This window comes from Psychroflexus aestuariivivens, from assembly GCF_004010055.1.
Lineage (GTDB): Bacteria > Bacteroidota > Bacteroidia > Flavobacteriales > Flavobacteriaceae > Psychroflexus > Psychroflexus aestuariivivens.
This window is the reverse complement of record NZ_RQVT01000050.1, coordinates 1-17382: the sequence shown is the minus strand read 5'-3', so window position 1 is coordinate 17382 and position 17382 is coordinate 1. Positions and strand designations below refer to the sequence as shown.

Sequence of the window (17382 nt, the reverse complement as noted above, 5' to 3'; positions counted from 1 at the left end):
TTCTGTTAAAATGGTAAATCGTCTTCTTCCTCTTCCTGTACTTGATTCGCAGAAGGTTGTGGTTTAGGTTTTGGTGATTCAGAATTTTGTGATTGCTGAGGTACATTAGAAGTTTGGCTTCCGCTTTGATCTTTTGGTGTGAGAAAAGTAAATTCTAAACATTGAATTTCGGTAGAATACCTGTCCATTCCTTTATCGTCTTGCCATTTCCTAGTTTTTATGCGTCCTTCAATATATACTTTATCACCTTTGCTTAGATACTTCTCGCATATTTCTGCAGCTTTATTTCTTACAACGATGTTATGCCATTCTGTATTAGACACTTTTTCGCCTGTAGTTTTATTCACGTAATCTTCATTGGTAGCTAATGGAAATCTGCCTATGCAGCCACCACCTTCGAAATAATGCATTTTTACCTCGTCGCCTGTATGACCGATGAGCATAACTTTATTGAGTGTTCCTGCCATAATGAGAAATTTTAAATGTAAATGTAATAAAAAGAATCATGCTTTGAAAAAGTCTGATTCTATAAAATTTTGAATTAAAACTGGTACCGCATAGGTTTTGACTTTATCTAGTTCAGAAACTTCTGCTTTTGATGTTGTTGGGAAAGATTTCAAATCTGATTTGAAATATACTTTCCAAAAATCTGCGTGAAGCTTTTGATGCGTTAACTGGTGTTTAATCGATTTTTGATTTATTTTTTCAATTGAAATTATTCCTGAAATTTCTGATGGAAACAAATCATCAACCGTTTCTTTTGAAAGCGAAGTTAGTTTCTTTTCTGCTTCTATAAGTGGAAATTGATATAGATTTTGCCAAATTCCTTTAGCCGTTCTTTTTTCAACTAAAGTTTGTTTGTTTTGATCTTCAAACACTAGAAAATTTAAATATCTATGTTTTATTTTTATTTTTTTGAGTTTCACAGGCAACGTGTCTATTTGATTGGTTTGAAAAGCGACACATTCATTTTGAAATGGACAAAACATGCATTTTGGGGTTTTAGGTTTGCATTGAATTGCGCCAAACTCCATCATGGCTTGATTGTGAATGCCGGGATTTTCATCAGAAAGTAAATCTTCAGCAATTTTTTTGAAATTTTTTTCACCTTCACTAGAATTGATGGGAGTTGAAATACCATGCAAACGCGCCAAAAGCCTGTAAACATTCCCATCGACTACAGCAACAGTTTCATTATAGGCAAAAGAAGCGATGGCAGCTGCGGTATATTGACCAACGCCTTTCAGTTTCAGCAAATCTTTATAATTCGAAGGGAATTTTCCGTTGAGGTGATTTGATACATATTTTGCTGTAAAATGTAAATTTCTTGCCCGGGAATAATAGCCTAATCCTTGCCAAAGTTTCATCACAACATCTTCATCTGCTTTAGCTAAATCTTCAACTGTTGGAAAGTTCGATATAAATTTCTCATAGTATGGCAGGCCTTGCTTTACTTGGGTTTGCTGGAGCATTATTTCACTTAGCCAAATTCTATACGGGTCTTTTGTATGCCGCCAGGGCAAATCTCTTTTGTGTGTTTCATACCAAGTGACAAGTGTTTTGGAGAAATTCATTTTAAGCTTTTTTGCAAGTATAAATCATATTTGCCTACTATTTAGCGCCTTGGATTTATTTATTGTGGATTAATTCCCTATATTTGCAAACTCAAAAAAATAGAAGATTAACCCTGTATAAATTTTTTGAATTATGACGAAAGCAGATATTGTAGCTAACATTTCGGAAAGGTTAGGATTGGAAAAAGGAGATGTCCAAGTTACTATAGAAACCTTTATGGACGAAGTTAAGAATTCTTTAGAAGGTGGCGATAATGTTTACCTAAGAGGTTTTGGAAGCTTTATAGTGAAAACAAGAGCGGAAAAAACAGGAAGGAATATTTCTAAAAACACTACCATCAAAATTCCTGCACACAACATACCGGCATTCAAACCAGCCAAAGTATTTGTAGAAGGAGTGAAACAAAATGTTGAAGTAAAATAATTTATTAATCACAAAAAACTCAAGCGTATGCCAAGTGGTAAGAAGAGAAAAAGACACAAGGTTGCAACTCATAAAAGAAAAAAGAGAAGTAGAGCAAACCGACACAAGAAAAAGTAGTTTTTAAAAACTACTTTTTCTTGTTACGTTCATTGACATCAAAAATTTCATATCAAGAAATTTTAAAATTAAAATCTATTTTCAGTTGAAAAAATCTGAAAATAAAAATTGTTTAACTTATCTGTGAATTTTACAGATACTAAATCTAATTAAGCGTGAATAAGGAATTAATAGTAAGATCTAGTTCCGACGCTGTAGATTTTGCCTTGTTAAAAGACGGAAGACTCATAGAGCTTCATAAAGAAACAGAAGGTTTCAATTTTTCTGTTGGCGATATTTTTCTTGCAAAAATAAGAAAAGCTTTACCTGGTCTAAATGCTGCATTTGTAAATGTAGGCTACGAAAAAGACGGGTTTTTGCATTATCATGATCTTGGTCCACAAGTCAAGACCATGCTGAATTTTGTAAAAAAAGCCACTTCAGGAAAACTGAAGAATTTTTCTTTAAAAGATTTTCCGCGAGAAGAAGATATAGATAAAAACGGATCCATAGCAGACACGCTACACTCCAATCAATCTGTTCTTGTTCAAGTGGTGAAAGAACCTATCTCTACCAAAGGCCCAAGATTGAGCAGTGAGCTTTCTCTTGCAGGTCGCTACATTGTTTTGGTTCCATTTTCTGACCGCATTTCAGTTTCCCAAAAAATTGAAAGTAAAGAAGAAAAAAGCCGATTAAAACGATTAGTTAAAAGTATTAAGCCTAAAGGTTTTAGTGTCATTATCAGAACTGTTGCCGAAGGCAAAAAAGTCGCTGATATCGACAAAGACCTTCAGAATTTGATGAAGCGTTGGGAAAATATGTGCAAAAAACTCAATCGTGCACATCAACCCTCCAAAGTATTAGGTGAACTCAATAAAGCCTCATCAATCTTAAGAGATATTTTCAATGATTCTTTTACGTCTATTTGTGTAGATGACGATGTTATCCACAACCAAATCAAAGAGTATGTTGGTAAAATTTCCCCCAAAAAGGAATCCATCGTATCTTTATACAATAACAACAAAGTTCCAATATTTGAAAAATATAGTATCGAAAGACAAATAAAAACATCTTTTGGAAAAACTGTGACTATGAAAAAAGGAGCTTATCTCGTTATTGAACATACTGAAGCTATGCACGTTATAGACGTCAATAGTGGAAACAGAAGCAATAAGGCAAAAAATCAAGAAGATACAGCATTAGAAGTCAATTTGATAAGTGCAACAGAAATAGCACGACAACTCAGATTGAGAGATATGGGCGGCATCATTGTCGTAGATTTTATCGACATGAACAACCCAGACAACCGAAGAAAACTTTATGATCATCTCAAAGAAGAGATGAGCGATGACCGCGCCAAGCACAAAATTCTTCCGCCGAGTAAGTTTGGTCTAATCCAAATTACTAGACAGCGCGTAAGGCCGGAAATGAATATCAAAACACGAGAAAAAAATCCAAATGTCGATGGAGAAATAGAAGCGCCAATTGTTATTGTAAACAAAATTAACGCCGATCTTCAGAAAATCATGAAAAAGGATATTAAAAAAGTGGTGCTTACAGCACATCCATTTATTGCAGCATATCTTGTCAAAGGTATGCCTTCACCAAGAAGCAAATGGTTTTTTGATTTCAAAAAATGGATAAAAATCCAACCAAGAGATGCCTATAACTATCTAGAATATCACTTCCATGATAGTAAAGGTGATGTCATCAACATATAAGTTAAATACTAAACCCTATGACCAAAACTGGACATAGGGTTTTTTTGTTTTTCATAAATTAGCATTCCGATTTAACTTAATATGAAAAATTATTCTGATTTCGAACCAAAAAAATCCTACACTGTCGATGAAGCGATGCTGAAGTTGATGAATTATTGTGTTTATCAAGACCGATGTCATAAAGAGGTTGAGCAGAAGCTTTATGATATGAATATGTTCGAAGACGCTAGAAATCAGATTATTTTAAAATTAATCGAAGAGGATTTCCTCAATGAAAGTCGTTTTGCAAAAAGTTTTGCAAGAGGAAAATTTAGAATAAAAAAATGGGGAAAAATTAGAATTGTTCGTGAATTGAAGATGAAAAACATTTCAGCCTTCAATATTAAATTAGCCTTGAAAGAAATTCCAGATGAAGATTATTTTTCCACTTTAAATGATTTAGCTGAAAAACGCTGGAATGACATCAAGGACACTTCTATTTTGAAAAAAAAGAAAAAACTGGCAAATTATTTATTTTATAGAGGTTGGGAATCGCAACTTGTTTACGAAAAAATCCATGAATTGGCTTCTGCAAAAAAATAAATATTTACGCCTTTCTCTTCTTTCCTTTTTTCTTTTTGTTCCACCAAACTAAAAATCCAGTTACTGGTAAACTTGCACATATTAGACTTACCAAAAATGCTAGTATTTTACCCGGCAAACCCCAAACCGCGCCAATGTGTATGTCATAATTCAGTGAAACCAATTGATCGGCAAAGCTTGCTTCTTCATATTTAGCACCTTCGACTTCAAATTCCTCCAAAGTGTACTGGTCATAGAAATATTCGTTTTTATTGTAAAACGAACCATGGTCTTGGTAAGCTACAATTTCTATGGCATCATCTTTATCTTTTAAATTTGGGGACAAATACATGCCTTGGAAATTATCTTCTTTTGCTAATGTTTTATACCAGGCACGGTCTAAAGCAGAGATTGTATCATCTTCAACTAAATAACTTTTGGAAATATCTGAATGTGGATGGTGATGTCCAGGATGTTCTTCGCCACCAGAAGTTACATAATACAACGAATCTTCAAACCATTCAAAACTCCAAACCAATCCTGTAATTCCGATAACCAAAGCAAAAAGTAAACTATAAAAACCAAGCACATTATGTAAATCGTAGTTGACGCGTTTAAAATTACCTTTCCATTTGATACTGAAACTTTTCTTTCGATTGCCTTTTTTCAAATTTTTTGGCCACCACATAACCAGACCGCTAATTATCAGGAATACGAAAATTAAAGTGGCAACGCCTACAATTGGCCTGCCAATATCGTATGGCAACCACAAAGCCCTGTGACCATCTATTATGAGTCGAAAAAAGTCAAAATTTCCACTGCCCATAATTTGTTGTTTTTTTATGAATTCCCCAGTGTATGGATTCATAAAAACTGCAGTAAAATGCCTTTCACCATTTTCGAAGGAGTTGAAACCAACTGCAGCTGCACCTTCTTTGTTGCTATAAGTTAGACCTGAAGGTTCTGAATTTGGCATATAAACTTTTGCCGTATCAAGAAGTTGAGTTGGTGGTACAAAATCTTGATTTTTTACCTCTACAAATCGCCAAGGTTCCATGGCATCTTTGATTTCTTTTTCAAAAACATAAATGCAACCTGTGATGCTAACGATAAAAACAATAATTCCAGAAAATAAACCTAGCCACAAATGCAACCAGTCATTCAACTTTCTGAAATTACTTTTTTTAGAAGATTTGGCTTTGTACTTTTTCATACCAATGAAAACAAAATTTTCGGACTTATTTGAAATGAATAAGCCCGAAAATTATATGATAAATTTTTTATAATTTGAAAATTCCTGCAGGAAAACTAGCTTGTATTTTAGCACCTTTTTCAGCAGTTCCTGTTTGTAGATTTACTTCGTAAACATAGAGTCCGTTTTCTTCAGTTATAGAAGTGTAGAGGAAGTTACCATCCTGAAGTGCAATCAATCTTCTTCCTAGTCCAGGATGTTCTGGAATGCCATCGATATAGCTTACTGTTTGCGCTTCTAAATCTACGATAGCAGATTGTAGCGGTCCGTCAGACCACATTTCTTGTTGATCTCTGCTAGCCACATTGATTTCAGCAAAAGCACGACCGTTGCCTAAATATTTCAAATGTGCTGTGTTATTTCCGCCAGAAGCTTCTTCAATATCAAAAAAGTAGTCAGCATCAAATTCAGTTTCTCCAGAATTGATTTTCAATATACCACTTGGTTTTGTGAACTCACTAAATCCATTTGCTGGATTTGAATGAGAAATGGCGTAAACATTGTTATTTTCATCTTTAATCAAGCCAGACTTCACGTTAAACCCGCCAATTGGTCCGACACGATCATCAGTAATGACTTTTTTAAATTCTAGTTCAGGATAAGAAAAAACCGCAACTTCAGCTTGGTCAGTATAGTCTGTAGCAAAAGTTTCAGGATTACTGATGTAATAACTTAAGAATAAATGATTTTCCGTAACAACCATTCCCGAGTAAGCTGGACCAACCAATGATGTGAATTGAGAAACTTGAATATTTTTAGTTTCAATCGCAGACACATTATTTTTGTTGAATTTTCTGAAAGTAACGACATCGGAAGCTGAACTCATGCTGACAGAAATCACGGTGTTTTCATCAGCATTTACCACATCGTTTAAGCTTGCATCATAAGACACGTCGCCAACTTGAACCAATTCGTCAGATTCATTTTTAGAAATACCAACGACGTTGACATCGTCCAAACCGCCAATACTGTAAATTGTTTGGTCAATTTGAGTGAAATCGTAATATCCAGGTTGTTCGAAACCTTGACCTTCAGCAGAAAGTGTGCCTTCCATTAAATTTTCAAAAGGAACGGTGTAATAAGTGAAATTTCCCTCGCTGCCTTGGATTGCCATAGACATAACGTAAGGTTTGCCTTCTGCAGGAATTGTTGTTGAATTATCATCGCTGACCACATTATCATCGTCATCACTACATGAAGTGAAAGAAAAAACGCCTAAAAGGCTTAAAAACGCTAAACTTGTTTTTTTGAAAGAATTTGTTGAAAACATATGAATTATTTATTAGTAATTATTAATTGATTGCGTATCTGAATTTGACATAAAATGCTCTTCCTGGTTTTTGTAATCTGAATTTGTCATACAAAATTTCATCTGTAAAATTTCTGCATTCTATGCCTAGATTGTATTTGTTGTTTTGAAAACTGTAGTTCAATTCTAAGTCATGAGAACTTTGCTGTGGAATGATTGCTTTGGTATTTCGATTGCCAAATCTTGACCAACTTAGAAAGAATTCTTCCACAAAATTGTACCGATAAGTTGCTTGAAGCTTTGAATCATCCAGACCAATATTTTCAAAATTGAACCTTGCATTTGCATTCCCAAATAAATAAGGTGTGTTTGGTAAACGCTCACCGAGATTGAGGTTTTCTTGATAGCCTGAAAAATCGTTATATGTAAATTCTGCCTGATCTGTACTGTTTTGATAAGTCATATTTGTGGAAAGTTCGAAGAAGTCTTTCCAAGCATAATTCACATTACTTTCCACGCCAATTGTGCGTATTTCAGCTAAATTACTGAAGTTGGTTTGTGGGCTGCTTAAAGTTACCACTTGAAAAATAAGATCTTTGGCTTCACGATATATAAAATTGCTTCCAACATTGAATTTATGTTGTTTGGCTTCACCTATGGAAAAATCATATGTGGCACCACAATTCAAATTGTCACTTTGTTCTGGCTCCAAATCTGCATTTGCAGTGACAAACAAACCATTACCAAAAACTTCTGTAGCGGTTGGTAGTCTGTAAGTATGTTCATAAGATGCTTTTAGCTGAAGATTTGGTAAAATGAAATATGAAGTCGCCAAACCATAACCAAAATTTTGACTATTTGTTTCAAAAACATCGGTTCTTCTAGTTTCTTCACCGAAATCAAATTCTTTTGACGTTTCAAGATTCAAAATATAGGCTTTTCCGAAAGCTGTGGCATTCCAGTTCTGATTGAAATTATACTTATAAGCCAAGCCTAAAACATTTTTGTACAATGAATTTGGAAATTGGTTTGCAATTCTGTCAGGATTTAAAACATCGAATCTTTCTTGATGAAAATATTGAAATCCATGATTGAAAACCAAAGAATGTTTTTCATCGAATAAATAACTAGCATTGAATTGAGAGGTGAATTCTGTATTGTCTAAAGTGAGTAAACTAGCTTCACCTAATTCGCCATCAGTTTCTGAACCAGTGTCCAAAGCATTGCCAGACCAGTCGAATCTTCTTCCAGTAAGTGTATCTATGATTTTGTTTTTAACTAAATTCAGTGCAGAATTTAAACTCACATCCAGCCCTTCAAAAAACAAGTTGTTCTTTTTGTATTTTAAAGTAGGAATTACAGATTCACTTTCGTTTATAACACCACCGTAAACTGTTTCCATAGTCGCTCCAGTTTGGATTTGGTTATCATCCCCTGAAGCTATAATTCCAAATAGAAGTTGATCTGCAAAATCAGTGTTAACCCAGCCTGTTTCAATGTTTGCAGAAATCGAACGATAGCGATCGTGAAAACGCTCTGCCCAAATATTTCTTTCTACTACATTGCCATTTACATCTTTTTTGTCAACTAATACGTCGTAATTATTATCTGAATAATTATGATTAAAATTTCCTCTTACAGTGAATCCATTTTTATTAGTAAAAGCGCCGTTTACAGAAGTTCGGTGTGTGTTAAATGAGCCATACGAATAAGAAACATCTAAAAAATCATTTTTTTGATTGGTGATAATATTCACTGCGCCACCCAAAGCGTCAGTGCCGAGCCAAACCGGTACGACGCCTTTGTAAACATCGATTCTTTCTATAGAATTTACTGGAATACTTGCCAAATTGAACGCCGAACCAAAATTATCCATGGGAATACCGTTTAGGAAAAATTTCACTTGATCGCCAGAAAAGCCATTTAGAGAAAAATCCAAATCTGAACCCAATCCACCATCTTGTAAAATTCTAACGCCTGGCACACGATTCAAAATTTGTTTAGCATCCGAAGTGCTGTTTTGAAGTGCTTTTGTTGATACTGAATTTACAGTATAGGCTTGTTCATTAATTTTTCGGACTGCAGATTTTCCCTTCAAGTTGATGGTTTCTAGTTCAAATGAACTTTCTTCAAGTTGAATGTCTAATTGAATCTGCGCTTTAGGTCCAAATTCAATTTCTTTTTGAAAACTTTCAAACCCTAAATAACTGACTTTGATGTTGTGTCTGCCTTCAGAAATATTTTTTAAATGATAAAAACCTTTGGCATTTGTAACCACGCCTTTGTTTTTATCTACTAAAATAACGGTGACACCTTCCAAAGCTTGACCAGCTTTATCGCGAATATTCCCAAATAGACTTGCTTTAGAGGTGTTTTGAGAAAATAAATTTCCGACACAAAAAAACAATATTAAACAGAAATTAAATTTGTAAATCAAGCTCCGTTAATTTAGATTAAATATAAAGAGTGCAAAAATAATATAAAATTGAAATTCACAAAAGTTATTTAGAATAATTCTAAGAAAAAATTATGGGTCAATGAAATTGTATTATAACAAGCTTTGATTACTCAGTTTTCAATCTAGATTTATTCGCTTATGTTGCCTTTTGTAGGCAAGTTCATTTTTATATTTGATCCAACGGTCACCTCCGATTTTGCGCATAATATTTTCAATGCCACGCATCACGGTTAAATTATAAACTGCTTTGCCGATGTTTTTAGCACTTCTTGGTAATGTTCTTAAACTCATTGAAAATCCAGGTGTCAGATACGTCATATTATGCCAGTAACCTTCCGGCATATATAAAGCTTCGCCATGGCTTAAATAAGCTTCGTAACCTTTGGCTTTTTGAAGTGCAGGATATTTTTCAAAATCAGGATTGTTGAAATCAATCGCATTCAAACTAATTAAAGCATTTGGAACTTTGTATAAGTATTTGGTTTCTGAAGGTGGATAAATTAAACAGCGTTTTTTGCCTTCAAAATGGATGTGAAGGATATTTGCATAATCAATATCGTAATGCATAAATACAGAAGAACCTTCTGCGCCAAAGAATAAAAAAGGTAATTTCTTAAGAAAAGATACGCCAAGATTTGGTATTTTGATGTGATTTTGAAGTTCTGGAACTTCTTTTATTAAATTGAAAAGAAATATGCGATATTCTGTAGATCTGTTCTGAAGTAAATCAACATAATCTTTCATTTCCATTTGCGCATGAGGCTCATTGAATTTATCTTTTGCACTTACTGAACGATTATCGTATAAGGGAACTTCCACATTGCCTGCAATTTCTTTGAAATAATCAAGAGACCATTTCTTATAAGCTGGCCAATCTTCAGTTAATTTTTCTATAACCAGAGGCTTTTGGGGCTTTACATAGTTTTCAACAAAATCTTCTGGAGATATATTTTTGACGCGCTCTACACTGCTAATATTCAAGGTTGGTTGCTTCATTTTCTGCATAAAAAAGCTTCAAACTGAAATTAATCAATTTGAAGCTATGTTCAAAAAAATTATAGCTTTTTTAAGCTTTTGATTTTGCTTTTGCCTCCAGGTTTCTTTCAATTTTATGACCTGGACGAGACCATTTTGGTTTTTCGCCGAGAGGTTTGTATTGAGATTCATCAGCGGAAACACTTTCTGGTTTAGCTTTCTTTTCAAAAGCTTTTTGTGGTTCAAGTCCTAAAAGTTTGAACATTTCCATATCTTCATTTACATCAGGATTTGGTGTGGTTAACAATTTGTCTCCAGCAAAAATCGAATTTGCACCTGCAAAAAAGCACATGGCTTGTCCTTCACGACTCATATCTGTTCGACCAGCAGAAAGTCTAACTTGCGTTTCTGGCATTACTATTCTTGTTGTAGCAACCATGCGAAGCATTTCCCAAATGGATACTTTTTGCTGTTCTTCCAGTGGCGTACCTTCCACAGGAACTAAAGCATTAATAGGAGTCGATTCTGGTTGTGGATTTAGTGTTGCTAAAGCGACAAGCATTCCAGCTCGATCTTCAAGAGATTCTCCCATGCCGATAATTCCACCACTACAAACAGTAACATTGGTTTTTCTGACGTTGCCAATCGTATCCAATCGGTCTTGATAGCCGCGAGTAGAAATAACTTCTTTATAATATTCTTCAGAAGAATCTAAATTATGATTGTAAGCATAAAGTCCAGCTTCAGCTAGTCTCTGGGCTTGATTTTCTGTAACCATACCGAGCGTACAGCAAACTTCCATATCTAGTTTGTTGATGGTTCTTACCATTTCTAAAACATTATCGAACTCTTCACCATCTTTAACATTCCGCCAAGCTGCACCCATGCAAACGCGTGAACTTCCTCCAGATTTTGCTCTTAAGGCTTGCGCTTTGACTTGAGAAACACTCATTAAATCGTTGCCTTCAATGTCTGTGTGATATCTGGCAGCCTGTGGACAATAACCACAATCTTCAGGACAACCACCAGTTTTTATAGAAAGCAGTGTTGAAACCTGCACTTTATTCGGATCATGATGTTTTCTATGAATTGTTGCTGCTTCGTATAGCAATTCCATCATAGGCTTATTGTAAATCTCCAGTATTTCTTCTTTTGTCCAGTCGTGTCTTGTCATAATAATATCTTTACAAGGTCAAAAATAGAAAAAAGTCTTTGCAATTTCTACTTTGAAACATTTTTCAGTGAAAATAATTTATCTGTTTTAGTCTTCCTGAATTTAAATCAATTTTTTGTCAACAAAATACTCACAGCATTTCCACCAAAACCAACAGCATTTACCAAAACAGATTCAATTGTTTTGGAATTGCTTTTCTGTTTGTAAAAAGGATTTTCTAAAAACTTACCAGTCCGAAGCATAATTAGTGCCATTTCTATATTCATCATTCCAGAAGCGCCAAAAGTATGCCCAATCTGCCATTTGTTAGTTGTTAATAGTGGCATTTTTGGAAAGTTTTTTTCAATAGCTTTGACTTCTGCTAAATCACCTTTTACAGTTCCTGGTGCGTGCAAAACAATGGCATCCACATTTTCTAGATCAGCTTCATTAAGCGCCATTTTCATAGATTTTTGAAAACATTTAGCATCGGTTGAAATCGAAATATTGTGAGTGATTTGTTCAGTGGCATAACCAAATCCTGCAATTTTTGCCAGTGCTTTTTCTGGTGATTTTGAAAGTACTGCAGTTGCGGAAGCTTCACCTAAAACTAAAGAGTTTTCGGTTTTATTCAAATTTAAACTTTCGCAAGGTGAGGATCTTGTAGATTTACTATAAAGTTTCAGAGCTTGCATTTGCGCTATTGTAAAGGCTGTTAACGGTGCTTCGGTACCACCGACTAAAAACACATCGCTCATATTGGATTGTAACCATGCTTTGGCATTTAGCATAGCGTGAAGTGCTGTGGAGCAAGTTATAGAATGACTGATATTTGGCCCGTCAATGCCTAAATCCTGTGCCACCCAAGATGAAATATTACCCAATGTGGTGGTCGGGGAGGCGAGTGGAGAAAAGGTTTTGCCTTCTAAAAATGCTTTATGATATTTCTCAAATAATGTCGTTGCACCACGAGATGATCCAATGTTTATTCCTGTTGAATTTGAATTTAAGTTTAAATTTTTGACCGCTTTTCTGGCAGAAAATATTGCCATCAGCACAGATTTGTCAAGGTTTTGAAATATTTTATTTTCAGTTTTTATTTTTTCAATTTCAGCTTCAGAATTTGTGCTTAATTCTGCGCATAGGTTAGATTCATTGCCAAATTTTTTTAGGCTGAATTTAGTTGAATTTTTAAAATACCCGGATTGAATGTCTTCAGCAATGTGTCCATAAGGAGAAATCGAGGCAAATTCGTTGATATAAATTGTGTTTTTCAAACCACTTTTTTGAGCAAATATCGATAAATTCTAAGATTTTAAACTTGGCTTTGTGTCAAAATTATTTTCGATACACACATAAGGGAAAGTTTTTTCAATTCACTTTTGGTCTTAAGATAATTTTCATATTTTTAACAATCTGTTACAATCATCTATTATGAGATTATTTTGCTTCATTTTTTCATTTTTTACATTTCAACTTTATGCGCAAGATGAAAAGTTTTGTGAGCAAGTTTTTCAGCTGAAAGATTTAGTTCAAACAATGCATTACGACCCCAAGCCGGTAAATGACAGTCTTTCCGAAGAAGTTTTCAAGCTACTTGTCGACAATATTGACCAAGAGGATTATTTGCTTTATAAATCAGATATTGAACTTTTCTCTGTGGATCGCTACAAAATAGATGATTACGTCCTGAACGGAAATTGTGATTTTATTGATAAATACGTTGATGTGATTAGCAATAGAATAAACCAAACTAGCAAAATTATTTCGAATTTAAAAAATGAAAAATTAGATTATTCCGGATGGGATACTTTGTTTTTCGATTCTAAGAAAAAGTCGGCTTACTTTAGATCAGATGATAATCACGTAGATTACTGGAATCGTATGATTCGCTATAAAGTTATTCTTGAAATCATTGATCAGACTGAAACTAAATCTGAGTTTTTAAAAAAATTTGATAGTTTACAGGCTTTAGTTCAACCTAGAATTGTTGAAAACGAATTATGCAAATTGAATGAACTCAAATTTCAAAAAGGAGATTTAAAAAAGTCTATTCAAGAAACTTTCTTGGATGCTTATGTGAAATACCAAGATCCAAATTCATCTTTTTTTAATCCTTCAGAAAAAAATATGTTTGAATCTTCGGTTTCTAATAGTCAGTTGTCTTTTGGTATTTGGACTGACAAAAATGACGATGGAGAAATATTTATTACTCATATAAGTCCTGGTAGCGTGGCTTTCGCAAACGGTAAATTAGACGAAAACGATGTTTTACGATCTTTGAGATCTGGAGAAGATAAACTGACTGCCTTCTGTGTTTCTAATTTTGATGTAATTAGTTTTTTGAATAATGAAGCTTATAATACTGTTGTTTTTGAGGTGAAAAAGAAAAATGGCGATATCAAAAAAGTTGAACTTACCAAAAGTGAACTTAAAGTAGAAAACAATACCTTAGAAAGTTATATAATTGAAGCTTCTCCAAAAATTGCCTATATCAGTATTCCGTCATTCTATACAGATTTGGATTCGCCAACAGGTTTTGGAACAGCCAATGATTTTGCTAAGGAATTATTCAAAATCAATAAAGCTGAAGTCGATGGTCTAATTATCGATTTGCGTTTCAACGGTGGCGGTTCCATGAAAGAAGCATCAGAACTTTCAGGAATTTTTATAGACAAAGGGCCTTTGACTATTTTGAAGCATCGCAATAACGATAATATTACAATAAAAGATCAGTACAGAGGAACTATATTTGAGGAACCAGTCGTGGTTTTGGTAAATGATTATAGCGCTTCAGCTTCAGAATTATTTGCAGGCGTTTTGCAAGATTATAATCGAGCGATTATAGTTGGTTCGCCAACTTTTGGCAAAGCTACTTCACAGTATATTTTTGAACTTTCAGAACAAGAAAATTTAGGTTATTGTAAATTGACTGTTGAGAAATTTTATAGAGTAAATGGTAAGAGCCATCAGAAAATTGGAGTCTTGCCTGACGTAATATTACCTTCTATTTATAATAATTTTGAAAGTCAAGAAAAACATCAAGCTTTTGCATTATCAAATGATCAAACAAGTGTAGATATTGAATACGAAACATATCCTGATATCGACTTTGAAGATATCCAATCTAAAAGTGCTTCTAGAGTGAAAAATAATGCTGATTTTCAACTTATCAAAAAGCAAAATATTGGACTTGTTAATTACTTATTCCATAAAAAAGTATCTTATTCTTTTACACCTGAAAATGTATATGAAGACGTTTCTAATTATAAAAAAATATGGGACTTTGAATATGATACCGAGCCTTTTTTCAGTTTAAAAAATACGGCATCTACTGAAGAAGCTTTACTTTTTGATCCTGAAAGAGCGAAACTGAATGTTTCAATCCGCGAGGAGTTATCTAAAGATATTTACATTTTTGAAGCCTTTAATATTATAAATGATTATATCAACCAAAACCAAAAACAATGAGAACACCTGTTTTATTTTTATTTTTTGCCCTGTCATTCATTACTTACAAAAGTAAGGCCCAAGAATTTAGTGAGGCTATAGAATATCTTGAATTTGTTGACGATTATAGCAAAGATATTAGCAAAAGAATGTGGAACTATACAACTGCTATTGCTCACAGTAAAAATGACCGTAATATCGAACGAAAACGAAATCAAATTATAAAAGCTTATGATAAAGGTATTGAAGCAATTCAAAGCGCCAAAAGTTTTGAGGGAGAAGAATTCAAAGCCAAAGTTATTGAGTCTTTTGAGCTGAATAAGAATTTACTTAATCAAGATTATGCTAAAGTGGTAGATTTAAAAGCGATTTCCGAACAATCCTACGACAACATGGAAGCTTATTTTCTCACTCAACAGAAAGCCAATGAAAAAATGGAGCAGTTGCAAAAAGAATATAGTGAACACCTTGATGCTTACGCAAATCGGCATAATATCAATTTAATAGATTCTGAATCTGAACTTGGAACTAAGATGAAAGCCTCAGGTGAAGTTTTTGAACATAATAATGCTTTGTATCTTATATTTTTCAAAGCTAATATCATTGAAAACCAGCTTATGAAATCTATTTCAGAAGAGAATATGGTTGCGGCTCAACAAAACATAAGCTCTCTAAAAAGTGCTGTGAAAGAAGGTCTAGAAGCTATAGATACTGTCGCTTTATACAAGGATGATTCTTCTGTTGTTAGGGCAACAAAAGAAGCTTTAGAATTCTTTATGGTTGAAGCTGAAGACTATTTACCTGAAATGTTAGATTTTTTAGTTTTGAATTCTAATTTTCAAAAATTGAAGTCAAAATTAGATGATACTCCAGAAAGAAAACGAACTAAAGCCCAAATTGATGCATTTAACAAAAAGGTTACACAAGTCAATGATGGAGTTGATAATTATAATAAATTAAGTAACGACTTGAACTCCAAAAAGCAACAAATGATCAACAATTTGAATTTAGTCAAACAGGAGTTTCTAGCTACACATATTCCTAAGAGTTAATTTTTAATTTAGATTTAAATGAAAATTACAACTCTTGAAATTTTCATTTAAGTCTACTTTTGAAATAAAAGGTAGCTACCGATTACTTTAGCAAAAATTATATTTCTTTACAACTATTTTTTAAAGACATTAATTAAATATGATTTCTTTTAAATAATCTCTTTTTGAGCTTATAATGATTCAAATAAAATAGCCGATAAATTTAATTTATCGGCTATTTTATTTGTTTTTAAATCCTTATTAAAAGTTTACTGCAGGACAGTTACATTTATAACGCTTTCTGTCTTCACCGAAATTGAAACCTAATGTAATTTGATGAAATCCACTATTAGACATAACGACAGAATTAGCTTGATACGAATATGTATATCCAAACATTAATTTTTCAAAATTTATACCAATAAAAGGCGTAACATATTGCAGCTTTTGAGATTCTACAGAACCAAGACCGTCATTTGTGTACTCTGCACCATCAAAAGTTCTTCTGTACGAAATTCCACCCCATAATCTACCAAAACTAGTCGTATAATAAGTTTTAGCATTCAAATCGACATTAGATTCTCTCGTTTCTTCTCTCAACTGTAACATAACAGAGGGTTCAAAAGACCAGCTAGACCCTAATTTAGAAAAGTTATAGCCTACACTTGTTAAATATTGCCTTTGATTATCGGTTTCAAAAACCTCAGAAAAAATTTGTCTCTGTTGTGGAATTAAATTTTTAACGGTCAAATGTGCAAAAAAGTCAAGATAAAAATATGACATTCCAAAATCAACATTAAAAAACGAATCTGATTGCGTAACACCAGCAATAACAGGATCAGGGTTGTCTATTGAATTTAAATCTGTTTCATCAAGTTTTTCTTGAACCATACCAACGCTTAAACCAAAAGAAAGCTGATTTAAATCTATATTACTTCTTGAAAACATTAAGTGATAAGCAAATGTTAGATAGGCTCCTTGTTGAGAAAACCTACCATTTGTATCATTGAAAAGAATTCCTCCAATACCTGTATTTGTTCCAAGTTTACTATTCATACTTAAGGTTTGTAAACTTGGTGCATCATCAACATCGAACCATTGTTGTCGTCCAGTTAATCTGAGTTTATTAGAATTAGACGCACCTGCCATAGAAGGGTGTATCAAATAGTAATTATCAGTTAGGTAATCAGAATAAACTGGTATGCCTCTGTCTTGTGCAAAACTCATATTTATTGAAAATGCAAAAGCAACTATTAAAAATGGTTTAAAAAATTTCATATTATTCTATCGTTTCAAAGTAAAATTCGCTTTATATTCTCTAGGGCTGCCATCTTCAGGATTGGTATATTCCACGCGGAACCAGTAATCGTTGGAAGGCATTGCATTGCCATTAAAGGTTCCATCCCAGCCATCACTAGTTGGGCTGAGTTGTTTCAAG

General features: G+C 33.6%; 15 protein-coding genes. 5 read left to right on the top strand and 10 right to left on the bottom strand.

The window, feature by feature from the left end; genetic code table 11:
• Nucleotides 1-5: 5 nt before the first annotated feature.
• Both EIG86_RS08700 and mutY read right to left on the bottom strand, forming a co-directional pair.
• Nucleotides 6-467: a single-stranded DNA-binding protein gene (locus EIG86_RS08700; RefSeq protein WP_127845788.1), complete on the bottom strand. Its 462-nt coding sequence runs from the start codon at nucleotides 465-467 to the stop codon at nucleotides 6-8.
• Between the two features lie 36 nt (nucleotides 468-503).
• The gene (mutY, locus tag EIG86_RS08695) at nucleotides 504-1574 is read right to left on the bottom strand and encodes an A/G-specific adenine glycosylase (protein ID WP_127845787.1); all 1071 of its coding nucleotides are present in this window, start codon (nucleotides 1572-1574) and stop codon (nucleotides 504-506) included.
• Nucleotides 1575-1707: 133 nt separating this feature from the next.
• Here mutY and EIG86_RS08690 point away from each other — a divergent pair, with 133 nt between their 5' ends.
• The 3 genes from EIG86_RS08690 (at nucleotide 1708) to EIG86_RS08680 (ending at nucleotide 4397) form a co-directional block, all read left to right on the top strand.
• Nucleotides 1708-1998, top strand: a complete 291-nt coding sequence (locus EIG86_RS08690; RefSeq protein ID WP_127845786.1) for an HU family DNA-binding protein — start codon at nucleotides 1708-1710, stop codon at nucleotides 1996-1998.
• 272 nt (nucleotides 1999-2270) lie between these two features.
• Nucleotides 2271-3815: an Rne/Rng family ribonuclease gene (locus tag EIG86_RS08685; protein ID WP_127845785.1), complete on the top strand. Its 1545-nt coding sequence runs from the start codon at nucleotides 2271-2273 to the stop codon at nucleotides 3813-3815.
• A gap of 81 nt (nucleotides 3816-3896) precedes the next feature.
• The gene (locus EIG86_RS08680; RefSeq protein ID WP_127845784.1) at nucleotides 3897-4397 is read left to right on the top strand and encodes a regulatory protein RecX; all 501 of its coding nucleotides are present in this window, start codon (nucleotides 3897-3899) and stop codon (nucleotides 4395-4397) included.
• 4 nt (nucleotides 4398-4401) lie between these two features.
• Here EIG86_RS08680 and EIG86_RS08675 read toward each other — a convergent pair whose 3' ends face one another.
• The 6 genes from EIG86_RS08675 to EIG86_RS08650 form a co-directional block, all read right to left on the bottom strand.
• On the bottom strand, nucleotides 4402-5589 hold the full coding sequence (locus tag EIG86_RS08675) for a PepSY-associated TM helix domain-containing protein (protein WP_127845783.1): 1188 nt from the start codon (nucleotides 5587-5589) through the stop codon (nucleotides 4402-4404).
• 67 nt (nucleotides 5590-5656) lie between these two features.
• Nucleotides 5657-6898, bottom strand: coding sequence for a DUF4374 domain-containing protein (locus tag EIG86_RS08670; protein ID WP_127845782.1), 1242 nt, complete (start codon nucleotides 6896-6898; stop codon nucleotides 5657-5659).
• A gap of 22 nt (nucleotides 6899-6920) precedes the next feature.
• The gene (locus tag EIG86_RS08665; protein WP_205030469.1) at nucleotides 6921-9284 is read right to left on the bottom strand and encodes a TonB-dependent receptor; all 2364 of its coding nucleotides are present in this window, start codon (nucleotides 9282-9284) and stop codon (nucleotides 6921-6923) included.
• A 168-nt stretch (nucleotides 9285-9452) separates the two neighbouring features.
• The gene (locus tag EIG86_RS08660; RefSeq protein ID WP_127845781.1) at nucleotides 9453-10331 is read right to left on the bottom strand and encodes a cupin-like domain-containing protein; all 879 of its coding nucleotides are present in this window, start codon (nucleotides 10329-10331) and stop codon (nucleotides 9453-9455) included.
• Nucleotides 10332-10401: 70 nt separating this feature from the next.
• Complete coding sequence (bioB, locus tag EIG86_RS08655; RefSeq protein ID WP_127845780.1) at nucleotides 10402-11484, bottom strand: biotin synthase BioB; 1083 nt, start codon at nucleotides 11482-11484, stop codon at nucleotides 10402-10404.
• A gap of 107 nt (nucleotides 11485-11591) precedes the next feature.
• Nucleotides 11592-12740, bottom strand: coding sequence for a beta-ketoacyl synthase N-terminal-like domain-containing protein (locus EIG86_RS08650; RefSeq protein WP_127845779.1), 1149 nt, complete (start codon nucleotides 12738-12740; stop codon nucleotides 11592-11594).
• Nucleotides 12741-12897: 157 nt separating this feature from the next.
• Between EIG86_RS08650 and EIG86_RS08645 the strand changes: the two genes are divergently transcribed.
• Together EIG86_RS08645 and EIG86_RS08640 are read left to right on the top strand one after the other, a co-directional pair.
• Nucleotides 12898-14934, top strand: coding sequence for a S41 family peptidase (locus EIG86_RS08645; RefSeq protein ID WP_127845778.1), 2037 nt, complete (start codon nucleotides 12898-12900; stop codon nucleotides 14932-14934).
• Nucleotides 14931-15965, top strand: a complete 1035-nt coding sequence (locus tag EIG86_RS08640) for a hypothetical protein (RefSeq protein WP_127845777.1) — start codon at nucleotides 14931-14933, stop codon at nucleotides 15963-15965. Before EIG86_RS08645 ends, EIG86_RS08640 begins: the two co-directional genes overlap by 4 nt.
• Before the next feature lie 240 nt (nucleotides 15966-16205).
• Here EIG86_RS08640 and EIG86_RS08635 read toward each other — a convergent pair whose 3' ends face one another.
• Nucleotides 16206-17222 carry a PorP/SprF family type IX secretion system membrane protein gene (locus tag EIG86_RS08635; RefSeq protein WP_127845776.1) on the bottom strand — a complete coding sequence of 339 codons (1017 nt, stop codon included), beginning with the start codon at nucleotides 17220-17222 and terminating at the stop codon, nucleotides 16206-16208.
• 6 nt (nucleotides 17223-17228) lie between these two features.
• Nucleotides 17229-17381: a T9SS type B sorting domain-containing protein gene (locus tag EIG86_RS14355; RefSeq protein WP_394342215.1), complete on the bottom strand. Its 153-nt coding sequence runs from the start codon at nucleotides 17379-17381 to the stop codon at nucleotides 17229-17231.
• Nucleotide 17382: the final 1 nt, after the last annotated feature.